This window comes from Shewanella sp. 0m-8, assembly GCF_052977265.1.
The window spans coordinates 1-20702 of record NZ_JBRIMB010000069.1 but is presented as its reverse complement, the minus strand read 5'-3'; the positions used below and the strand labels follow the sequence as shown (position 1 = coordinate 20702).

Annotated in this window: 19 protein-coding genes; 14 read left to right on the top strand and 5 right to left on the bottom strand. The window is 44.7% G+C overall.

The features are described 5' to 3' along the window. The first annotated feature begins 268 nt into the window (after positions 1 to 268). Together ACVBIO_RS20515 and ACVBIO_RS20510 are read left to right on the top strand one after the other, a co-directional pair. Positions 269 to 799 (top strand): hypothetical protein, encoded by a 531-nt coding sequence (locus ACVBIO_RS20515; RefSeq protein WP_447160836.1) that lies wholly within the window; start codon positions 269 to 271, stop codon positions 797 to 799. Positions 800 to 1095: 296 nt separating this feature from the next. Beyond that, entirely contained in the window at positions 1096 to 2142 is a 1047-nt protein-coding gene (locus ACVBIO_RS20510) for a hypothetical protein (RefSeq protein ID WP_447173322.1), read from the top strand. A 74-nt stretch (positions 2143 to 2216) separates the two neighbouring features. Here ACVBIO_RS20510 and ACVBIO_RS20505 read toward each other — a convergent pair whose 3' ends face one another. Together ACVBIO_RS20505 and ACVBIO_RS20500 are read right to left on the bottom strand one after the other, a co-directional pair. Beyond that, positions 2217 to 2795, bottom strand: a complete 579-nt coding sequence (locus ACVBIO_RS20505; protein ID WP_447160838.1) for a nucleoside triphosphate pyrophosphohydrolase family protein — start codon at positions 2793 to 2795, stop codon at positions 2217 to 2219. A 151-nt stretch (positions 2796 to 2946) separates the two neighbouring features. Beyond that, a complete protein-coding gene (locus ACVBIO_RS20500) occupies positions 2947 to 3174 on the bottom strand; it encodes a hypothetical protein (protein ID WP_447163874.1) in 228 nt (75 codons plus the stop codon). Positions 3175 to 3648: 474 nt separating this feature from the next. Here ACVBIO_RS20500 and nhaC point away from each other — a divergent pair, with 474 nt between their 5' ends. Continuing rightward, positions 3649 to 5175: a Na+/H+ antiporter NhaC gene (gene nhaC / locus ACVBIO_RS20495; protein ID WP_447163875.1), complete on the top strand. Its 1527-nt coding sequence runs from the start codon at positions 3649 to 3651 to the stop codon at positions 5173 to 5175. 163 nt (positions 5176 to 5338) lie between these two features. Here the strand turns inward: nhaC and ACVBIO_RS20490 are convergent, their stop codons facing one another. The 3 genes from ACVBIO_RS20490 to ACVBIO_RS20480 are packed head-to-tail and all read right to left on the bottom strand — an operon-like array spanning position 5339 to position 8377. After that, positions 5339 to 5923, bottom strand: coding sequence for a TlpA family protein disulfide reductase (locus ACVBIO_RS20490; protein WP_447173321.1), 585 nt, complete (start codon positions 5921 to 5923; stop codon positions 5339 to 5341). Further along, complete coding sequence (locus ACVBIO_RS20485) at positions 5916 to 6374, bottom strand: cytochrome c-type biogenesis protein (RefSeq protein WP_447173320.1); 459 nt, start codon at positions 6372 to 6374, stop codon at positions 5916 to 5918. The genes ACVBIO_RS20490 and ACVBIO_RS20485 overlap by 8 nt, the downstream gene beginning before the upstream one ends. After that, positions 6371 to 8377, bottom strand: a complete 2007-nt coding sequence (locus ACVBIO_RS20480; protein WP_447173319.1) for a heme lyase CcmF/NrfE family subunit — start codon at positions 8375 to 8377, stop codon at positions 6371 to 6373. Before ACVBIO_RS20480 ends, ACVBIO_RS20485 begins: the two co-directional genes overlap by 4 nt. A 546-nt stretch (positions 8378 to 8923) precedes the next feature. Between ACVBIO_RS20480 and ACVBIO_RS20475 the strand changes: the two genes are divergently transcribed. The 11 genes from ACVBIO_RS20475 to ACVBIO_RS20425 all read left to right on the top strand — a co-directional run bounded on the left by ACVBIO_RS20475 (position 8924) and on the right by ACVBIO_RS20425 (position 20392). Then, positions 8924 to 10954: a multiheme c-type cytochrome gene (locus ACVBIO_RS20475; protein WP_447163878.1), complete on the top strand. Its 2031-nt coding sequence runs from the start codon at positions 8924 to 8926 to the stop codon at positions 10952 to 10954. 66 nt (positions 10955 to 11020) lie between these two features. Then, positions 11021 to 11449, top strand: a complete 429-nt coding sequence (locus ACVBIO_RS20470) for a rhodanese-like domain-containing protein (RefSeq protein WP_447160845.1) — start codon at positions 11021 to 11023, stop codon at positions 11447 to 11449. A gap of 38 nt (positions 11450 to 11487) precedes the next feature. Continuing rightward, complete coding sequence (locus ACVBIO_RS20465; RefSeq protein ID WP_447160846.1) at positions 11488 to 12291, top strand: FKBP-type peptidyl-prolyl cis-trans isomerase; 804 nt, start codon at positions 11488 to 11490, stop codon at positions 12289 to 12291. Between the two features lie 31 nt (positions 12292 to 12322). Beyond that, the gene (locus ACVBIO_RS20460; protein ID WP_447169493.1) at positions 12323 to 13048 is read left to right on the top strand and encodes a tetratricopeptide repeat protein; all 726 of its coding nucleotides are present in this window, start codon (positions 12323 to 12325) and stop codon (positions 13046 to 13048) included. 87 nt (positions 13049 to 13135) lie between these two features. Continuing rightward, on the top strand, positions 13136 to 13843 hold the full coding sequence (locus tag ACVBIO_RS20455; protein WP_447169492.1) for a 4Fe-4S dicluster domain-containing protein: 708 nt from the start codon (positions 13136 to 13138) through the stop codon (positions 13841 to 13843). Positions 13844 to 13845: 2 nt separating this feature from the next. Further along, positions 13846 to 14793, top strand: a complete 948-nt coding sequence (nrfD, locus tag ACVBIO_RS20450) for an NrfD/PsrC family molybdoenzyme membrane anchor subunit (protein ID WP_447160849.1) — start codon at positions 13846 to 13848, stop codon at positions 14791 to 14793. A gap of 359 nt (positions 14794 to 15152) precedes the next feature. Beyond that, positions 15153 to 15641 carry a nitrous oxide reductase accessory protein NosL gene (locus ACVBIO_RS20445; protein ID WP_447173318.1) on the top strand — a complete coding sequence of 163 codons (489 nt, stop codon included), beginning with the start codon at positions 15153 to 15155 and terminating at the stop codon, positions 15639 to 15641. A gap of 57 nt (positions 15642 to 15698) precedes the next feature. Next, the gene (gene nosD, locus ACVBIO_RS20440) at positions 15699 to 17015 is read left to right on the top strand and encodes a nitrous oxide reductase family maturation protein NosD (protein ID WP_447173317.1); all 1317 of its coding nucleotides are present in this window, start codon (positions 15699 to 15701) and stop codon (positions 17013 to 17015) included. A gap of 59 nt (positions 17016 to 17074) precedes the next feature. Next, entirely contained in the window at positions 17075 to 17983 is a 909-nt protein-coding gene (locus tag ACVBIO_RS20435; RefSeq protein WP_447173323.1) for an ABC transporter ATP-binding protein, read from the top strand. A 1-nt stretch (position 17984) separates the two neighbouring features. Continuing rightward, positions 17985 to 18830: an ABC transporter permease gene (locus tag ACVBIO_RS20430; RefSeq protein WP_447173316.1), complete on the top strand. Its 846-nt coding sequence runs from the start codon at positions 17985 to 17987 to the stop codon at positions 18828 to 18830. Between the two features lie 278 nt (positions 18831 to 19108). Continuing rightward, positions 19109 to 20392 carry a winged helix-turn-helix domain-containing protein gene (locus ACVBIO_RS20425; protein ID WP_447173315.1) on the top strand — a complete coding sequence of 428 codons (1284 nt, stop codon included), beginning with the start codon at positions 19109 to 19111 and terminating at the stop codon, positions 20390 to 20392. The last annotated feature ends 310 nt before the right edge of the window (positions 20393 to 20702 follow it).

Here is a 20702-nt window from a genome sequence, read left to right as displayed (position 1 = left end):
TTAAAAACACTCGGATTTTGCCATCTTATAAAGATCGGTCAACCGATCAATAAACTGCTAAATGATCGGCATTACTCATAATGAGGCGTTTTTTTATGCCCCAAGTAGGACTTCGATTAGCTTCCCTTTCGTATACAACAGAGCCAGATATTCCTGACTATACTCATACCAATCAGCTAGCCCTTATAAAGGGTCATCTAAATGACATATTGGCTAGCTAACGTATCGGGTAGTAAACACAAAGGGATTTGGTGGCTACGGAGGGATTATGGCAGCTTGGAATACGACTTATGAGGCGGGGCAGTGGGCCGATTATGAGTTAGCTCTATTGTGTATCAGCGTCTCTATTTTACTTATTTGGTTATTGGTCAGTCGCTTTAAGCCCCAAGGGTTTATTCGTTGGACATTCGCAATAGTGAGTTGCGTAGCCCTTAGTGGGTTATGTTTAACCAGTCGGGTTGATGCATTGCAATTAAATTCATTGCTAACTAAAGGGCGGAACATCGAGGTACTTGATGGTCAGTACCGTTATGGTGAGTATCGTTTTCCTCATAACTCTGCCCATGGTGTCGACTTTCGAGAAATTCACATAGGTCAACGCATGTTAAAGCTCTATCACGGGGGATATTTAGAGCATAGTCGCTGTTATCGCGACTTTTATAACAGCAATAATTTTAGTGACAATATAGAGCTGCGTTTGTACATACATTGGTATGAGCATAAGTTCACTCATAAAAGTGCCAAGGTTGTAATCAAAACGCCCTGTATCTTGAAAATCGAGCAGCGCGGGATCAGTTAATCGGTATTAAATTATTGCAGTATTGTCACGGTATAAGCTTGAACTTCTCTGAGTTATTTATTTAGTTGGTTGGTGATGTCTGCGCCTCATTTACGTGCAGAGTTCACCTTGTCACCGGTTTCAATGACCCTTCAAAATCTTTTGCATTTAGCTACGCCCGCCCTAATCCGCTGCGCAATTCTTATCATTAACAGCCATATTTATCTGGCCAAATAATAGCCTTTCGCCTTCTTTTATGGCAATAGCGTTACTATATCTGCTATAACAAATACTTAACAACCATCAAGGGTCTTAGAATGCGTCGTAGCGTTAAGTACCGCTTAATATTTTTGTTTTGTGCCATTATGGTCTATTCGGCAGGTTTTTACTGGCTGCCAGAGTCAATGGTAACTCCTGTTGAACAGTGGCTAACCGTTGCCAGCTCGATTGGCTATTTTGTGTTATTGCCTGCAATTTATGGCTACTGCATTATCTATATTGGCCAGCAGCATTGGTGGAAAATGTTGCTTATATTCAGTTTGAGTAGTTTGATGGCGCGATTTAGCTTTCCTACCGAACTTGCGAGTTATTTCGAGTTTATTAGTTGGATCCGCTATCCGATTATTGTGGTGCTATTGATGCTGCAAGTAACGCTAATATACCGCGTGGTTAAGTCTTTATGGCAAGGGCGAAAATTACCCGGTGATCCGCGCCTACATATCCATGATGGCGTGCAAGGCAAGCCTCTAACTGAAAAAACACTGCAAGCTCATGGCGTGGCAATGACATTGGCGATGGAAGTGGTGAACTGGTTTTATGCTTTAAATCATCTATCTAGGCAGCACCCGCCAGCACTGTGCAAACTGCAACTTTGGTCAGCTTCGCGTTGGCACTACTTGTTAGTTAACTTAGGTATATTGTCGGCTACGGTACTGAGTTATTGGCTGTTGGCATCATGGAGTGTGATTGCCGCCATTTTAGTCTCGAGCTTTATTGGTTACTGCTTAGTGATGGCGAGGGCGAACTATCGTCTTGCTCGCTATTACAGTGTCTACTTACATCAGCAATATTTGGTGATTAATGCCGGCGTCTGGGGCTTTATTATGTTGCCGTTAACTGACATCGAAGCCATCAATGTTGGCCAGTATCGCCGCAGTAAGTTATTAAGTGATGATGGGACGAAAGAACAAACCGAGCAGGTGCACTTAGGCCGTGGTGACAGTAATGTACAGATAAAACTGAAGGTTCCACAGCGTTATTATGGCGCTATGAGTGTGTTACCAGAAGATATACAGCAGCTGTATTTACATGTTGATCAGCCTACAGCGCTAACGGAACTCATCAACGTAGCGCAAGCGGCTTAGTTATATTCTTGTCTGAGTTGATATTTGAATAGACCAATACAGCAAGATAGCTGCTGTATTGGTTTGAAGCAAAATTATGCTTTAACTAACTTTTCTAGATCGGCAGGGCGGTAGTAAACCGACTTAAGCACCTTACCTTGACGAACTATTTTACCGGCCATATCAACGTCTTTAGCGCACTTGGCAATGATAAAATCACCCTTGGTGCTACCCACAATTTCCACGCCTTGCTTGGCGTAAAATTCGACAGTCTCAGCAAGCTCTTGCTCGTTACGGCACACCTTGCTCATATTGCTTGAGTGCACTTCATCCCAACAGGTGACAAAGTCGATCTCACGGTTTTTGGCCACATGTAAAAGTAAATCGATAACGTAGCTGATTTCAAGACGATCACTCACTTGAGTTGCGCCTAAATGCACTAACCTGCCCATTAATACATAAATTGAATCGACGATAGCATCGGCTTGCTCTACACGGCTATCGGCCTCAGCAAGCTCGGTTAGCTCTTCTATCGCAAGCGATGTGTGTAGCGTATCGGCTTTATCATCCAGAGTGCTGATATCTTCAATCGGTAGGTCGAAAGTTAAGCGAAACTCTCGAATATCGCGATATAAGTGATCGTATAGTGGCTGATCCAAAGCGGATAATTTCATCGGTAATATGCCTTTGCTGCTAAATAGATTTAAGAGTCGCCATACTAAAGAAATGAGTCTGCAAAGGAAAGCCGTGCTGCGTAATTGAAAATGTCTGAGTGGGGGCGGATCAGGTCTTAAGGCTAAGTAATAGTATCAACAAGCTATTGATTTATTGTGCTCTAGAGCTCAGTGATATTGTAAGGTGAGCCACAATTTCAGCTTGGATCTGATTGATTAAGTTTTGACTGTCTTGATGAGTCAGATCAAGCTCGAACCAGCCATCGGTACCCATGATAGAAAATTGGGTCATAGTGATCGTTTTTGCTTGCTGTATTTCGCCCTGGAGCTTAACGATTCCTATACTGGTGCTTAATCGGCTAATGCTAAAATGACGCATAATTATGGCTTCACTTCCTCAGTTTCTGCTCATTTAACTTCTTATTTTAACTGCTCATTGAAATGCCTTATTTAAGCAGTGATATAAACATCGCTGCTCACTCTATTTTTGATATAAGCCATAAGAGTCATGCTTCCAACTTATTTTGCATAATTGTTGCCATTTTAACCGATAAACCATTCTGAGATGAATTTTTATCACGCGTTAGGTGGGTTTTTAAATATGGGTATTGTTTGCATATTTAATCGATATAGAGTGATTAGTTTGAATGGCTAGGCTATTTTCATATGCACGAAAGACTAGGGTGGCACCAGCGCCCAAGCTCCACGCTAGACGGTGTTGTTAATTTTATGTAAGGATGCTGCTCCAGCCTATCGCTCATATCCATAACATTTAGCTGTTCTGCTCGTCGTAAAGGCGACCCGTTACAGCGTTGAGTGCTTAGCATAGGTAAGAATAATAAGAGGATACCTCATGAGCTCCAATAATGATCTTCAACAGTCAGAGTCGGTGACTATTGACCCTATAGAAGATAGTCGACATCGCGCTCCTTCACTGCTCGACGCCCTGATCCCGATAATCGCTTTGGTCATGATGCTCACTGCCGCCGTGTATCTGTTTTCGTCCGACAGCTCCTACGGTGCCAATCAAATCGCTTTGATTATGGCGGGCTGTATCGGCTTACTTATCGGTTGGAAAAATGGCTACAGCTGGACTGAGATGGAGCAAGGAATTGTTCGCAGTATAGGTGTCGCAACGGGCGCCATATTAATCTTATTCACAGTCGGTTCTTTGATAGGAGCTTGGGTGCTCGCAGGTACGGTGCCCACCATGATCTATTACGGTATGTTAGTGCTCAACCCTGAGTATTTCTATGCGGCCTGTTGCTTACTATGCGCCGTGGTGGCGATCAGTATCGGTAGCTCGTGGACAGTCGCAGGTACCTTAGGCATTGCCTTGGTCGGTGTGGCTTCGGCTATGGGGCTTAATGTGGAAATTACTGCCGGTGCCATCATCAGTGGCGCCTATTTTGGTGATAAAATGTCACCAATGTCAGACACCACTAATTTGGCTCCTGCGGTCGCGGGCACGGATATATTCAGTCATATTCGGCACATGATATGGACGACTGCCCCCAGTATCATTATCGCCATGATTGGCTTTTTAATCTTAGGTTTTAACACCCAGGCGAGCGTCGATAATAATAACTTTGAAACGACCTTATACCTTATTGATACGCAATTTAACCCCGGTGCTCATCTGTTATTACCACTACTTGTGGTGTTGATCTTGGCCTGGAAAAAAATCCCCGCATTTCCGACTGTAATAATCGGTACCATCGCAGGTGCTGTATGCGCGGCACTATTTCAGTTTGAGAATGTGGTCAAGTTTGCCAATGATGCCAGCCTAATGCCCGTGGTTGCACTGGTGAAAGGTATTTGGGTAGCGATGTTTAACGGCTACACAGCTAACACAGGTGATGAAGTATTAGATAATCTCCTCAGCCGCGGTGGCATGAGCAGCATGATCAATACAGTGTGGCTCATTTTATGCGCCATGACCTTTGGCGGTATTATGGAAGTCACAGGCCTATTAAAGCGTATTTTGCAAAGTATCTTAGGCCTAGTGAAATCAAGTGGTAGCTTGATTTTGACAACGTTAGCGAGTGGTATAGGTGCCAACTTAATTACCGCCGATCAGTTTATTGCCATTGTACTACCTGGGCGCATGCTTAAAGTGGAATACGCAAAACGAGGTTTAGCCCCTGTGAACCTTAGCCGAGCACTAGAAGATTCTGCCACGATTACTAGTCCGTTAATTCCGTGGAACACGTGCGGCGCCTATATGGCCAGTACTCTTGGGGTGGCGACAGTGGCTTATCTGCCTTATGCCTTTTTTAACTTAGTTTGCCCGTTGATTAGTGCTGCTTACGCAAAATATGATTTTAAGATTGAGCGTATAGAGCCGGTTGAAGAAAAGCCTGTTACAGCGGTTGGTTAGTAAACGCTAAGCAAAAAAAAGCCTTGTCAGTTAGTCCCCGACAAGGCGTTTGGCCGTAGCAATTAATAACTGTTATTAATGCAGCAATTAGCAAAGCCAAATATCACCATGGAGAGGGTGAAAATCACTTTAGGACCTAGGATCTTGAGCCTTGATCCTAGAACTAACGCTTCGCGTATTTTGCCGTCAGCTTTTCAAGGTAAGGTTGCACCTCTTTGTCGCCCCAATCGAGGTAGCCACGCAAGAAACCCACAAGGTTACCCGAGCCGTCAAATACATAAGTTGCAGGGACAACGTCAGCAGGCATCACCTGATCGATGCTTTTCTTTGGGTCTAACCAGGTCTGATAATGGCCAAGTTTATGGCGCTCTAAGAAAGCTTGCACCTTGTCACTCTCTTCATCGATAGAGATAGGTACCACCACCAAGTCGTTATTCTTATTCACTTGGCGGATGTTTTCCATCTGCGGGATCTCTTTAATGCACGGTGCACACCATGTGGCCCACAGATTCACTAGCACCAGCTTGCCCTTAAACTGTTTTAGGCTGATCTCATCGCCCTTGGTGTCGGTAAACTTTACTTCAGGTACTGATCGCGCCGATTGCATTTCGATAAAGCGTGACATAATTAGCGGCTTTTCAATGGCTTCACCAGTGTTATAAACCTTGGTTGAAGCAACTTGCGCCTGAGCTGGCATAAGCAAAGATGAGAGCACCAGTAAGCCGCTCAGCAGGTGTGTTTTATTCATAGGTGTTAGCCTTCATGTCTTGATGTTTACGTTGTTCACGGATCCACATTACTGCAAACGCAATAATGCCAAATAGTAGCAATATCGGCCCAAACCACAGCACCGCCGTTGCGGCTGAAAAGCTAGGTTGGTATCTGATTTTTTCGCCATAGCGTTGTACTAAAAAGTCGATGATCTCAGCTTTGGACTCACCTTGTTCCAGCATTAAAAAAATCTGACCTTTAAGCTCGCTCGCAATCGGTGCCCCCGAATCAAATAGGTTTTGGTTGACCGACATCGGGCAGCGTAGCTCGTGGGCGATTTCAAAGCCCAAATCACGAATTTGATCTTGGGTGTAGTGGATTTTGTCGCTAGCCGCTTGGGCTGACGCTTGCACCGAAAGACTGATGCACAGCAAAATAGCCAAGCCTACTAACAAGCGGATTAACGATGAGGTATAGGCTTTGCTCATGCGAGATCTCCTGCTTTACAGACTGCAGTTTTACAGACTGCAGTTTTACAGGCAGCAGCTTGATACGGTGTGTTAGCGGTTTGGCAGCTACGCAGGCGTAGCTGATAAAGACCAGACAGAGCAGCAATAACGCCGCCAAGCATCATCATCAAGCCGCCAATCCAGATCCAGCAAGCTAGCGGTTTATGGCTAATACGCACTAAGTATTCAGTCTCGCTAAGCTGCTGACCGCTAGATACATACAGGTCGCGCACTAGGTTGCGCATAATGCCTGCTTGAGTCGTCTCCATGGCGTTGGTTTTAAAGGTTTGACGCTGAGGGGTAATGTAACCAACAAAGTTATCATCGCTATCGGTTACACGAATATTGGCCTGAATCGCGGTGTAGCTCTTAGCGTCCACATCAACCGTATCTTCATATACAAAGGTGTAGCCTGCCACGACTTTACCTTGGCCTGGGCCCATTCTTAATAGCTCCTCCGTTTCAAAGTTAGATACCGCCGTGGCGCCGATAATGGTGATTGCCACGCCAAAGTGAGCAATCATCATCGCCGACTTGGTAGCGATAACCGCTAAGCCTTGCTGGCGAAGGCTAAATACTAAATAACTTAATGTCAGCACCACCCAGCTTGCCGCCGTTGCGCCAAGCCATACCCAAGGGTTAAAGCCGTCGCGAGTTTGCATGGCCACTAATACACCTATGATGGCAGCTAGCGCGAAAAGTCCTGCAAGTGGGTATAAGCGATTGAACGACTGCTGTTGCCACTTGAGCAATGGCGCCGCGCCCATGAGCAATACCGCCACGAAGGTGAGCGGCACAAAGATGCTATTGAAATAAGGTGCACCCACCGACAGCGTACCTAAATTAAGCAGTTCAAATAGCAGCGGGTAGAAGGTTCCGAGTAATACAGAGATAGCCGCCACCACTAATACGATATTACCCAGCAGCATTATGGTGTCGCGCGATAGTAGCGCAAATTCCGACTTGGATTTTATCTGGTTGGCTTTTAGGGCAAACAGGGTAAGCGCGCCACACACGAATACCCCAAGCAGGAATAGAATCGACATGCCGCGAGTGGGATCTGAGGCAAAAGCATGCACCGACTGCACAATGCCAGAGCGCACCAAGAAGGTGCCGAGTAAACTCAAAGAGAACGCCAATAAACACAGTAATAAGGTGGCTATTTTAAAGCTGCTACGTTGCTGGCTCAGTACGACACTGTGCAGCAGGGCGGTGGCTACCAGCCAAGGAATAAACGAGGCGTTTTCTACCGGATCCCAGAACCACCATCCGCCCCAGCCAAGCTCGTTATAAGCCCACCATGAACCAAAGGCATTACCGCCCGTTAAGAATACCCACGCCATGAGCGCCCAAGGGCGCAGATAACTGGCGTGCTGTTGAGTAAATTGGCCGCCAAGCAAAGCCGCAATCGCCGCAGCAAAAGTAACAGTTAACCCCACGTAGCCTAAAAACAGCATAGGTGGATGGAAGATAAGCCCTATGTCTTGCAAAATGGGGTTAAGGTCGCGACCCTCAATTGGAAAGTTAGGTAGCAAGCGGGCAAAAGGATTAGAGGTAAACAGCATAAACAAGTTAAAGCCTGCAATCACAAACGCCAATATAGCAATCATGCGGCCAATAAACAGTGGGTCTTGATAGCGCGATGAAAACACGATTAAACAACCCCAAATCGCGATGGATACCACCCAAAACAACATGGAACCCTCATGGCTGCCCCACACCGCGGCCACTTTATATAAGGTCGCTAATTGAGTATTGGAATGATTGGCAACATAGGCCACTGAAAAGTCATCAAGCAGGAAAGAGATCAATAAACACAAAATAGAGGCGCTAATGGTAACGGTCATTAATGCTGTTAATGACTTTACATAGCTAAACAGGTAGCTATTTTTGGTATAAGAAGCATAAAGAGGGATAAATGAAAGCAACAAGGCCGACACAGTGCTAATTATTAGAAAAATAAGTCCGAGTTCTGGGATCATCTTAATTATATTCTCTATGTTCTAATAAATTATTGGGTTGGTTATATTCTTTTATTAATGATTTTTCTGTGTGGTTTAATATTAGTTTCTAGCCGTTGTTATATAGCTATTCTTACTTTTCATTAATTCACTACTTTATGTGCAACTATTCAAGCAAAGCCTTAAACAGGCCGTTAAGGCTAAGGGTAGGGTATATTAGTGAAGTGTTTTGTGACCTCTCTAACCTTTATTGCACTCCAGCTACGCAGTGATATTTTTTCACGTCTAAAGGCGCTTTTTTTAGGTTCTTTTAGATATCAAAAAATGCTATTACAAATGAAAAACACACTCGGTAGGTTTATTTAAGTTGTTGTATATAATGTGTTTTCACTGGTTTTTTTACTATCTGCGCTTTTCTAGATCTCATTTCTTGCTGTGACGCATGTTTTTCGCAAAAAAGATGTGGAAAATAGCGTCAACTCAATTGTTCAGTTGTTCAGTTAACAAGAGAGTGACTTAGTTGAATGATGATGAAAATACTATAACTAGATATATCTAGGAGTGATGATGAAAAGTTGGAAACTTAAAGCAGCCGCAAGTGTGCTGTTTTGTTTCGGCGCAATAGGTAACGCTAGTGCTGCTGGTGATAAATACAATAGCATCCCAGAAATGGGTGCATCGGCTAAGAATGCAATCGCAAACTATGCTGGTACAGAAGAAAGAACAGGTGTTAAATCACTGCACGATTATATTGTTCAAGAAGATGAGTTGTTTGATTTCTTATTTCAAAACCATCCAATGTTCAAATATCAAGAAGAAGGTAACTTAATTGGTGATTACCATATTAGTGACCGTGGTGAAGAGTATTTAGATACTGGCGGAAGCCAGGCATACAGCAAGCGTGTAGGTCGTCCAAGTGCAGTTCAGTACCGCCTTGGTGCTAAGTCTACTTTGGATTTCCCAAACAACTTTGTAGGTCCAGAGAAGTGTGCAGAATGTCACGCGACTCAATATGAGAAATGGCAACGTTCGCGTCACGCTAACGTAGTACGTTTCCCAAGTGAAATTACCGATAAAGAAGTACCAAACGGCGACTTAAACGCGCCACTATACGGCAGCGAAGCGTCAATGCTACCAGACGGTGTTCGTGCAAACGACGTTTACGCGATTATCGGTACACCACGTACTAAGTACGGTTTCCTAGATTCATGGTTAGTACGCGGTACTTACCACGTTCGTGACGGTTTGTTATCTGAAGGCACCGGTAAAATGGTTGCTGGTGGTAACCAGTTCTCACGTGGTTGGGCTGAGTGGTTAACGCCAGAAATGGCTAAGAAAATTAATAAAGCCATTCCAGAGTTCCCAGTAACACTTGAAGAATTTGGTGATACAGGTTCGCACAAATGGGGTATGACTTCATACGGTGCTAAGTACGAAAAAGAGATGCTATTCCAGCCAGGTAGCTCTTACTGTGAAATGTGCCACACGTACAAGTTTGACTTCCAAAACCAGCAAGAGTTCTTTGATGCTCTTGGCGATGCTAAGAAGCTTCAAGAGCACACTATCTCTAAAGGTATTGCTTGTGAAGAGTGTCATGGCGCGGGCGGTCACTTAGATGGCGGTACTGGCGGTATGCAGTCTAACTGTGAACGTTGTCACCAGCGCTTCTTCTTCGTTGACGCACTAGCTGATACAGAGCAAGCACAAGAGAAAATGGAATACGCATTTGGCGTATACATGAAGTCTGCTTGTCCATCTTGTGGTACTGAAGGCTCGCAAATGTTTGCTTCTGCTCACTACGAGAAAGGCATGCGTTGTACAACTTGTCACGATCCACATGAAGTAACTGACGGCGATTTCCTATCTGGTTTCTCTACGCCAAAGCTGAAGAAAGACTGTGTTGACTGTCACGAAGCGCAAGCAACGATTGCTGACAACACTGACACGCACAGCAACCAAACTTGTCAAAGCTGTCACATGCCAAACATGGGTAGTTGTGAAAACTTCGCTGCGATTCAGTTCCCAGACAGCGCAGGTTTTGACGCCGTTCGTCGTACACACATGTGGAAGATTGATATCGACCCAGAGCGTAAGACACTTAACCCACCTGAAGGTCAACCACGTGATTCAAGCGTGAAAGGCTGGACAGTTGCTAAGAACGAAGACGGTCACAACTACTTAGACTTAATGTGGACTTGTGCTCGTACCGCGATTTCTGACAAAGACGTAGTGGACAACAAGGGTTGTCACAGCCCATTCCAGTCTGAGCTAGAAACGGGCCTACATTACGACGACCAGATGGAAATCTACGGCGAAGTGATGAAGATGCAAAAGCCTGTTAAAGCGGTTTACGCCGAAGTTGAACAAGCTCTTGAGCGTATCGACATGCTACTAGAAGTGACTAAGTTGTCTACTGCAGACAAGACTGAAGTCCTAATGCTAGCTGAGAAAGCACAAGAAACGATTGAGCTAATTAAGAAAGATGGCTCATGGGGTGTTCATGGCTTCCGTTACAGCCAGAAGCGTCTAGACGCAGCACTAACTTATGTTACCCAAGCTCAAAACATTCTTGACGGTGTTGGTTACAGCGCTAAATAAATGTAATTGAGTTTATACCGACCTCAACCTAGGCACGCTTAGGTTGAGGTAACAAAGAGAGAAAATATGAATAGAGTACTGGGAAGTGTCGTTTTCACCGTCTTGTTATCAATGCTATCAGCGGGCAGTTATGCCGGTGGTGGCCAAGAGATGGGCCCTGCTACATATTATGATGAGCCGCTTAATACGATCACCATGATGGAAGCACAAACCTTAGTGGGCAAAGAGGGAGTTTACTTCTTTGATGTCAACACATTGGAATTATGGGCAGAAGGATTCATTCCAGGCGCTGTTTATTTCAACGTAAAAAATTGGAAAGACTTGCTGCCAAAAAACAAAGACGCACTCATGGTTTTCTACTGTGCAAACCGTCTTTGTAATGCCAGTGAAATTGCTGCTCGACATGTGATGAAACTGGGTTACACCCAGGTGCTTCAGATGCCAGATGGAATATATGGCTGGCGTTTAGCTAATCGAGTAACAGAAAAGCCATAACGGATTATGTAAATTTATTTTTTAGTGAGATTGATTGTATGAAAAAGCTTAAAAAAAGTGTCTTGGCCGTTGTGTCTTGTCTAACCCTATCAGTATCTGTGTCATGTTTCGCTAATAGCGATTTGACCACTGACGTTGAAAAGGAATCGTACAGCATAGGTGCATCATTTGGCCACCATATCTCTAGTCAGGTATATGGCCAATCTCAGTTAGGCGCTGAAGTGGATATGGCTCAGGTGGTTAACGGTTTACTCGACGCTTTGAAAGATGAGACAAAAATGTCTAAAGAGGAAATTGTGACTTACCTAAACCAACGTGCTGAAACGCTCAATGCAGCTAAGCAAGTCAAGTTAGATGCTCTGACTGCTAAGAACTTGGCAGCAGGTGTTGCTTTCATGGCTGAAAACGCTAAAAACAGCGACGTTAAACAGACTGAGTCTGGGTTGCAGTATGAAGTGATCACCATGGGTGACGGCGCAATGCCAGCGGGCAATGACGTGGTTACTGTGCACTACAAAGGCACCTTGATTGATGGCACTGAGTTTGACAGCACTTATGATCGCGACGAGCCTAACCGTTTCTCTTTAGTTACCGTAATTGAAGGCTGGCAAGAAGCCCTTGCTTTGATGCCTCAAGGGTCAAAATTTAAGTTAACGATTCCACCTGCACTTGCTTACGGCGACCGTGTTGTTGGCATGATCCAGCCGCATTCGACTTTGGTATTTGAAGTTGAACTTGTCAAAGTTGAAGCACCTGGTGAAGGCGCTCACGGCATGGGACTGAGTGGCATGGGTATGGGTGGCATGATGGGCGGCTCTATGGGCGCCAATCCACACAAATAAATTTGATATTAATTATTGATATAGAGCCAAAATGAACACTGTACTTATTAGTATCCTCATTATTTTATTCTGTTCGGCAGCGTTCCTTTTTTGTCACCATTTAAGGTACGACAAAAAAGTCAGCGAACTTGAATCAGATGTTGGGCACTTTTTTGGCTCTACGATTAACTTCGACTCAGTTGAGGTTAATCAAAACAATAATTATTACTTTGGAACCATTGGTTTCTTTCTTATTAGTGTTTCAGCTTTACTTTATTTAACAGTTGGCAGTTATCAGAATTTGGACTCAGCCAAGGTTGATTACAATATTGATTATTTGCTCGTTGCAGATATTAACAAAGGCCAGAAACTCGCAATAGAAAACCCCGGTGATCCACTAGTGCTATTAGGGCTAGCCCAGTCATATGTTGACGGTGGCTTATACAACGACGCGCTAGGAACCTTAGACCAACTATTGGCGATAGACGCCGAAAACACTGAAGCGTTAGGGCTTAAAGCAACGTCTATGTACTACCGCGATGACCGCGTTATCAACATGGACACTTCTTTAGTGATCGCGAGGGCGCTAACTCTACATCACGAAGAATTACATACCCGATTATTAATGGCTAATGATGCTTACCTTAACGGTAATTATCAAAAGGCGATTGATAACTGGAATATTGTTTTAACCAATAAAGTGCAAGCGTTTAATCGTGGTGCAATTCAATTCGCCATCGACAAGTCTAAGGGCAAATTAACGCAAGTTAAATCCTAGTGGTTAATAACCCCAAATAAACGTACTAGCAAAAATATTAAATATAAAAATTACGTGTCGGTGTTAAACCGATAATCGGAGGATGCTGTGAGTGAAAATCTAGAGAGACGGAGGTTCCTGAAAGGTCTAGGAGCCAGCTCTTTGATATTGGCACCGCTAGGGTGTAGCTCGGTCAAAGACAAGGAAGATACCAACAAGCCTCACTACGTTATGGTTTTCGACCAAAACAAATGTGTTGGTTGCGGTGAGTGTAAGGATGCTTGTAACAAAGCTAACCACTTACCTGAAGGTAAATCTCGCCTGTTAATGGAAGAGCAATCGAGCGCCGTTGAAGGTCAGCCTTGTCCACACTGTGGCAAAACAAATGACTGTGGTTGTCAGCGTAAGTTTGTCCGTGTTTCATGTCAGCAATGTAAGAACGCACCTTGCGTCACTGTTTGTCCTACTGGCGCGGCTCACCGCGACGAGAAGACAGGCATTGTGACGATGGACGCGTCTAAATGTGCTGGCTGTAAGTACTGTATTGGTGCTTGCCCGTATGACGCACGTTTTATCAACAAAGAAACTGACGTAGCCGATAACTGTGACTTCTGTCTAAACAGCAAACTTGCCATTGGCGAGCTACCTGCTTGTGTGCAGCAGTGCCGTTACGATGCGTTGATTTTTGGTGATGCAAACGACTCAACTTCATATGTGAGTAAGTTATTAGCAGTGAAGGACTCGGTGCGTATTAAGCCGGGCTTCGGTACTGAACCTAGCTTGCGCTACATCCCTATTGTGAAGTTAGGAGTATAGTCATGGACGGTAATATTGAATTTACCATGGGCCTGTCACAAGGCATCGCTTGGCCTTGGCCAATTGCGGTTTACCTGTTCTTTGCTGGTATCTCTGGCGGCGCACTATCGGTTGCTCTGTTCATTCGTTTCTATAAAAAACAAACTGAAAACACGCCTTTCTTAAAGGCGGCATCTTTAGTTTCTTTAGTCACGATTGCACTAGGTATGCTGTGCTTGGTTTTAGACTTAACCAATCCGCTGTTCTTCTGGCGAATCTTGGTGTTCTACAACCTAAACTCAGTGATGTCAGTGGGTGTTATTGCACTATCTGCCTATATTCCGCTAGTCGCGTTAGTGACCTTGTTTGCGATGGAAGAAGAGATCAAAGCCTACAAGCCTTTGAACTTCTTACTACCAATCATCGACAAGTTACGCGGTATTCGCGCACCATCTGAAAAGCTAGTCCTGGTACTTGCTATGTCAGTGTGTGCTTACACCGGCTTCTTGATCTCTGCACTAATCCGTTTCCCAATAATCAATACTTCAGTATTGCCAGCGCTATTTGTTGCGTCAGGCCTTTCTGCGGGTGCCGCTGCTGCCAAAATGATTGCAGTATCAGTATTCAAAGAAGACTTACACAGCAAAGACATGCACACATTGCATGGCTTTGAATGGCCAGTTATGGCAGCCGAAGCTCTGTTCCTATTCATGATTATCATGTCTTTGGCTACAGGTAATGAAGGTGCACAAGCTGCATTTGCTGGTTTCCATACCGGTATCTGGGCGAACGTGTTCTGGATTGGTGTTGTGGGTATCGGTTTTGTGGGTCCTCTATTGCTTAACTTCGCCACAGGTAAGGCCTTTAGCCATTCAGCTAAAGCGTTTTACATGTCAGGCATGTGTGCAGTAGTTGGCATGATGTGTCTGCGTATGTTTGTTATTTACGCAGGTCAGCTAAATGCCATCTAGTCGAATGAATTCGATAGCCGTATAAGTTTCCCCGACTTAACAGGTGCCTCGATTTTATAGACGAAAGTGAGTAGCGAGTTTGCGGTCACTGACTCTTCAGTGCGCTTGAGCTGAGCCTTTAGTGCTTAGCTTAGCGCGGGAGTGAGTGACCCCTAACTCAATACAAATAATGTTAGTCGTAGTGGTTGTGGTAAAGAAGCCGCAAGTCTTTGAGCGCTTTCCCTATGGGTGCTTAGTGATCTATTCGCTTCATTATTACAGCCATAAATTAGACTAGCTGTGAGTAAGCTAGCCCTTTGATGTCGCCCCTGCAAGGCAATTGAAGGGGTAGCCTGAAAGCACAGTGATTTGGAAATATCATGAAAAAGTTAATCTGTTTACTATTTCTTTTACCTCTACTCAGTGCGTGCAGCGAAAGTAGCGCGGATGCAACCCAATATACTGCAGAGGCGATCCATGAACATGACCGCTGCCACCTGTGCGGCATGATGATCACCAAATACCCAGGACCCAAAGGCCAAATCCACCTTAAAGGCCAAACAATCGTGCCTAAGTTCTGCTCGACTCGCGACATGTTTAACTTTGCCTTACAGAGCGAAAATAAACGTCAAATTGAAGCGCTATTTGTCCATGATGCTGGCAACACCGACTGGGAAAAACCACAAGATAGCAGCTTTACCGACGCGAAAACGGCCTGGTATGTATACGGTACGATAAAAAAAGCCGTGATGGGTCCAGCTGTAGCCAGCTTTAAGCACCAGGCAGATGCGGTCAACTTTGCCAAAGAGTTTGGTGGGGCTGTATTGCCTTACGACAAGATTGATATCCAGTTATTAGCGGGCGAGTAAATCATCCGCTTTACTTAGAATCACTGGTAAGTGTTTACTTACTTTTTGAAGTTAATTATGAAAGCAGTCACCCAAAAGCGAATGTTAAAGCGATTACATCGCTGTGCTAAATGCCTCCTGATAAACGTATGGTTTGCAGCACTTGCTAGCCCTGCCTGTGTTGCTGCCACGTATTCGGTCGCCAATGCTGAAATGCTAACTCAGCGACTAAAAAGCGTGGCTGCGGGTGACACCGTTTTACTTAAAGCGGGCACTTACCTAGGCCAGTTTGAGATCCATCAGCCTATTCATCTTACGGGTGAGCTGGGCGCGATTATTGATGCAGAGCACCGTGGCACGGCTCTGGGGATCTTTAGCTCAAATGTACACATCTCTAATGTGCAGATCCAAAATTGGGGCGCCGATCTGTACGAGCGTGACTCTGGTGTTTTTGTGCAAGATAACGCTAATCATGTACGAATCGAATCAAGCCGTCTCAATGGCGATGGCTTTGGCATTTACTCAGAAAACTCAAATCATATTACGGTGGCAAATAATATGATTTCAGGCAACCCAGAGTTGTACAAACTCGACCGAGGTGACGGTGTTTACCTAAAAGGGGTCGACTCACCAGTGGTACATGACAACAAAATTTCCTATGTGAGAGATGGAGTTTACCTCGAAACCAGTACCAATAGCCTAGTGTTCGATAACCGTTTTCACTCGCAGCAATACGGTATTCACTACATGTATACCCAACATGATGAGGCCTATGGCAACGAGGTTAATAACGTTGACGGTGGTTACGCCATCATGAGTTCAAAGTTTGTTAATCTGCATCAAAACCAGGTCTCCAATGCGATTGATTTTGGTGTGCTGCTCAATATCAGCAATTACTGCATTGTGACTAATAACCGCGCGTCGTTAGCTCACAACCCACAAGGAACGCCTGAGCTAGGTAACGAAGGTAAAGGGATCTTTATTTACGGTGCTCGCGACAACGAAGTGACCCATAACCTGTTTGCAAACAACGATATCGGCATCTATATGGCCATGGGCGGCGAAGGCAATAAAGTCTATGGCAACCAGTTTGTGAATAATAATATACAAGTTAAATATGTCGGCGACTCGCTGTTAGAGTGGAGCCATGAAGGGCAGGGTAACTATTGGAGTGGCCATATGGGCTGGGATACTAACCATGATGGCATTGCCGATAAACCGTACCACCCTAACGACAATCTCGACAAACTGTTTTGGCTCTATCCTGAAGCGCGATTCTTAATGAATAGCCCTGTTGTTGCAGTGCTTCGCTGGGTACAAGGTCAATTTGAGTTTGGTCCAGCAACAGGCATCGTAGACAGCTTTCCATTATTAACGCCTCACATGGAGCAATAACCATGGGTCATTGCAGCGCAGTTAATTTGCCAATTGAACAAGATAAGACAGAGAGCATAATGCTTCCCCCTTCGATAAAACTAACCGATGTTAGCCTAAAATATCATGAGTTCACCGCATTAAGTCATGTCAGCTTTGACGTTAAGGCCGGGCAAACTATGGCGCTGTTAGGCCATAACGGTGCGGGTAAATCGAGTCTGATAAAAATCATTCTTGGTTTGATTCCCCCTACCAGTGGCGCGGTTAATATCATGGGCCAAGCAGCTCAGTCAAACCATCGAAAGCATAACGTTAACTTAGGTTACCTGCCTGAGGATGTTAGCTTCTATGACAAACTCAGCGGCCGTGAAGTCCTATGTTACTTTGCGGCACTAAAGGGCATTGGCATGGCTCGCGTCGAGTCGCTGATTGAAGAATTTGGCCTTGAATATGCCCAGCAGCGCCAGCTAAAAACTTACTCAAAAGGTATGAAACAGCGCCTAGGTGTGGCGCAGGCCATTTTATCAGAGCCTAAAATATTATTACTTGATGAGCCAACGGTGGGGTTAGACCCGCAAGCGTCGCAGTTCCTATACGGCAAAATAAATCAGTTAAAGCAAACGGGTTGCGCGGTGGTGATTTCGACCCACGAACTGTCGTTAGTGGAATCTCATCTTGATACCGCATTGATCATGGCCAAGGGCAAGTGTCGAGCGATAGGGACATGTGCCCAGCTGAGTATGAATAGCGGCTTAAAAAGCAGTATCAACTTCAGTGAGCTGAATGACAGAGTGAAGAGCAATGCTTATCTGCAGCAATATTATCAAGACGGTTTACTGCGTTTTAACGCTGAGCACAAAGCCGACATCATTAAGCACTTAGTCTCGCAATGCCAAATATTTAATTTTGAAATTAAAGAGCCACGGCTTGAAGACATTTACCACGATTTAATGGGGCAGTCTTTACGCTCCGCAGCAGAGCAGTCATAACATGTATATCAATAAACTTACCTCGCCGATCCTCATTATCGCCTATAAAGAGATCTGCGACAGTTCGCGCAATCGTTGGCTTGCTTTTATGGGCAGCATGTTTTTAGTCTTGTCTTTAAGTGTCAGCTTTGCTGGTAGTGCGGTGACGGGAAGTTTGTATCTTCCAGAGCTCAATAGTTTGATGACCAGCTTATCGACCATTTCGGTCTTTATTATTCCATTGGCAGCGATATTGCTCAGCTATGACAGCTTTGTTGGTGAGGACGAGTCCGGTACCTTATTGTTGCTACTTTCCTACCCACTCACGCGGATGCAAATTCTATTTGGTAAGTTGCTCGGCCATGTGACGGTGATGTTTGTTGCCACTGGCGCTGCTTTTGGTTTAACGGCGGTACTATTAATGCTGTTAGGCGACCATTACCACAAGGGGGAGCTAATCAGCGCCTTTGTGCAGTTCTTAATAAGTAGCAACCTGTTAGCACTGACCTTTATTTTAATCAGCTATATTGTCAGCCTTAAAAGCACCGAAAAAGCCAAGGCGATTGGCGGTTTACTGCTAATTTGGTTTTTATTTGTCCTTATCTATGATCTGTTACTACTGACTATTTTAGTGTCAGACTTTTCATTCGCGAACCAATATGTCATCAACACCCTCATTGCCATGAGCCCGACGGATCTTTATCGAGCGATTAACCTAGTCGCGATTGATGGAAGCAGTGCCAGCGGCAGTTTAGCCATGATAGCGACAACCGATTGGGGTTTACCTAGCATGTACGCACTATTGCTATTGTGGATAGTGTCATTGACGGGGCTTTCGCATCAAATCTTCAAGCGTAAGCCGCTTTAATGGGATTAAAGCCTCTGAATAACTAGCCCATCAATTTCATGCCTTGAACTCTGTTACTTCTCGACTTGCTGAATCGAGCATCTTGAAGTTACTTGGGTATATATCTAAAGAGGTAAGTTAGCTAAGCGCTAAATTTGTGAGCGTTAGCGACTATTGGCTTACTTACCTCGACTAATTTGAGCCAATAATCACATTCCGCTTAAGTAGTTAACTGTAAACTTCGCGAGTCGAAATATTTATATCTATCAATTACTCCTGATAAGTAGTAGAGGTACATTGTGTTGAAAATTACTCCTTATTTGGAGTTAGATACAGAAGCGAACCAGTTAGTTGATCATGTGAGCGGTAAGACGGTCGGTTTAACTTTCTCAGAATCTGCTGTACTACACCGCCTGTTATTGTCTTCAAATCCCGTTTGCTCAAAAGAAGAGCTTCTTAGCGCTGGCTGGCCCGATCGCGTCGTCGCGGTGACCTCGTTAACTCAATGTATTAGCACCTTGCGTAAAAAGCTCGATGCTTATCGTGAGATCCAATTAAAAACCATTGCTCGTCGTGGTTATCAACTGCATATATCGACCCAATCCCATGTGAAGATGCTAGCAGTCAATGATGCTGAATCGATGCGCGCCGCATTTTTCGATGTGTCTTTACTGGTTAAAATTTCAGGCATCGTAATCGCGTTGCTGTTAATTATTCTTGCCTGGTACTTCAGTGATTATCACAAGGTAAAGCAGAACCTGTCACGCTGGAGTAGCGATGAGCAATTTGAGTTGCAGGTGGGCGGCTTAAAGGGCAGTGCTCAGCTGTTATATAAAGATAATGCGCCGCATCTGCATCCATTTATGTGGGAAAAGCACTTACTGCCAGACACCAGTTTTTTAACTTGTCATGATGATTTTAATGCCTTCGCAGCCACCGATGGTGCCAACTATTCGATGGCACTTTGTCCGGGTAATGATAAAGAACAATGCGCGGGTAAGGGCCTAATTAACATCACGTCGGTCGACTCCGAACCTGCAGAATTAAACTTGCAAAAATTTGTAGATCTGTCGAGCGCCATGGAGCAACGTATTCGCTATAACCGGGTTATGTTGCCTGAGAGCACTGATACTAGCGGCGCTTTTTTAGAGCATAACTACCAAGCGGATGTATATTTCCCGGTTAAAGATGAGCTGCTAATCCGCGCCGATATTAATATGTCACTGATCTATGACTCGGACGATACCGGTGAGTTTTACTCTTCGACCTGTATTACCGACCAAGATTGCTTAACCACACCGATTAAGTACAAGGTGCGAGGCAAGTTTAAGCAATATTCAGGCATGATTGGCGGCCTTAAGGCTGATATATTCCAGGTTAAAGTCGAGCAGAAAGACTTGATTAAGCCAGATAAACTTAATGACTCGGCGGTGCGTTTTTATCGCGATTTGAGAAAGCGCGATATTAAGGATGAAGAGTTGTATTTCATTCGAATTCATCAAGATCACAAGACGGCGGTGTGGATCATTCCGTTGTTTGGCCAAGTTACGGCTTGGTACCATTATGAGAGGTTTGATATCTAACTTGATATCGAGGTCAAGTTTTGTGAGGCATCAGGCTGCGCCTGACTTATAAGTTAGACTGCGTCTAACAGTTAGCATTATGGGACTGCGTCACTCTTGATAAAGGTCGTGAGCTTCCAGCTCACACTCGGGCAAAAGGGGGACAACAGCTTCCCCCTCTTGCATCTCCCGAGCCGCCCCGACGAAGTTACATGCATTAGATACGGGCCTTATGCTTATTCGAAATAGTCTAATGATGTGGTCAACTAAAACTGTACACCAACAGGGGATGCGTATTTACGCAGCCATTTCGGCCGCTGTTGGTGTCATG

Coding starts and splice junctions, on each gene's coding strand:
- ACVBIO_RS20515 (WP_447160836.1), top strand. CDS start 269: ATGGCAGCTTGGAATACGACTTATGAGGCGGGGCAGTGGGCCGATTAT.
- ACVBIO_RS20510 (WP_447173322.1), top strand. CDS start 1,096: ATGCGTCGTAGCGTTAAGTACCGCTTAATATTTTTGTTTTGTGCCATT.
- ACVBIO_RS20505 (WP_447160838.1), bottom strand. CDS start 2,795: ATGAAATTATCCGCTTTGGATCAGCCACTATACGATCACTTATATCGC.
- ACVBIO_RS20500 (WP_447163874.1), bottom strand. CDS start 3,174: ATGCGTCATTTTAGCATTAGCCGATTAAGCACCAGTATAGGAATCGTT.
- nhaC (WP_447163875.1), top strand. CDS start 3,649: ATGAGCTCCAATAATGATCTTCAACAGTCAGAGTCGGTGACTATTGAC.
- ACVBIO_RS20490 (WP_447173321.1), bottom strand. CDS start 5,923: ATGAATAAAACACACCTGCTGAGCGGCTTACTGGTGCTCTCATCTTTG.
- ACVBIO_RS20485 (WP_447173320.1), bottom strand. CDS start 6,374: ATGAGCAAAGCCTATACCTCATCGTTAATCCGCTTGTTAGTAGGCTTG.
- ACVBIO_RS20480 (WP_447173319.1), bottom strand. CDS start 8,377: ATGATCCCAGAACTCGGACTTATTTTTCTAATAATTAGCACTGTGTCG.
- ACVBIO_RS20475 (WP_447163878.1), top strand. CDS start 8,924: ATGAAAAGTTGGAAACTTAAAGCAGCCGCAAGTGTGCTGTTTTGTTTC.
- ACVBIO_RS20470 (WP_447160845.1), top strand. CDS start 11,021: ATGAATAGAGTACTGGGAAGTGTCGTTTTCACCGTCTTGTTATCAATG.
- ACVBIO_RS20465 (WP_447160846.1), top strand. CDS start 11,488: ATGAAAAAGCTTAAAAAAAGTGTCTTGGCCGTTGTGTCTTGTCTAACC.
- ACVBIO_RS20460 (WP_447169493.1), top strand. CDS start 12,323: ATGAACACTGTACTTATTAGTATCCTCATTATTTTATTCTGTTCGGCA.
- nrfD (WP_447160849.1), top strand. CDS start 13,846: ATGGACGGTAATATTGAATTTACCATGGGCCTGTCACAAGGCATCGCT.
- ACVBIO_RS20445 (WP_447173318.1), top strand. CDS start 15,153: ATGAAAAAGTTAATCTGTTTACTATTTCTTTTACCTCTACTCAGTGCG.
- nosD (WP_447173317.1), top strand. CDS start 15,699: ATGAAAGCAGTCACCCAAAAGCGAATGTTAAAGCGATTACATCGCTGT.
- ACVBIO_RS20435 (WP_447173323.1), top strand. CDS start 17,075: ATGCTTCCCCCTTCGATAAAACTAACCGATGTTAGCCTAAAATATCAT.
- ACVBIO_RS20430 (WP_447173316.1), top strand. CDS start 17,985: ATGTATATCAATAAACTTACCTCGCCGATCCTCATTATCGCCTATAAA.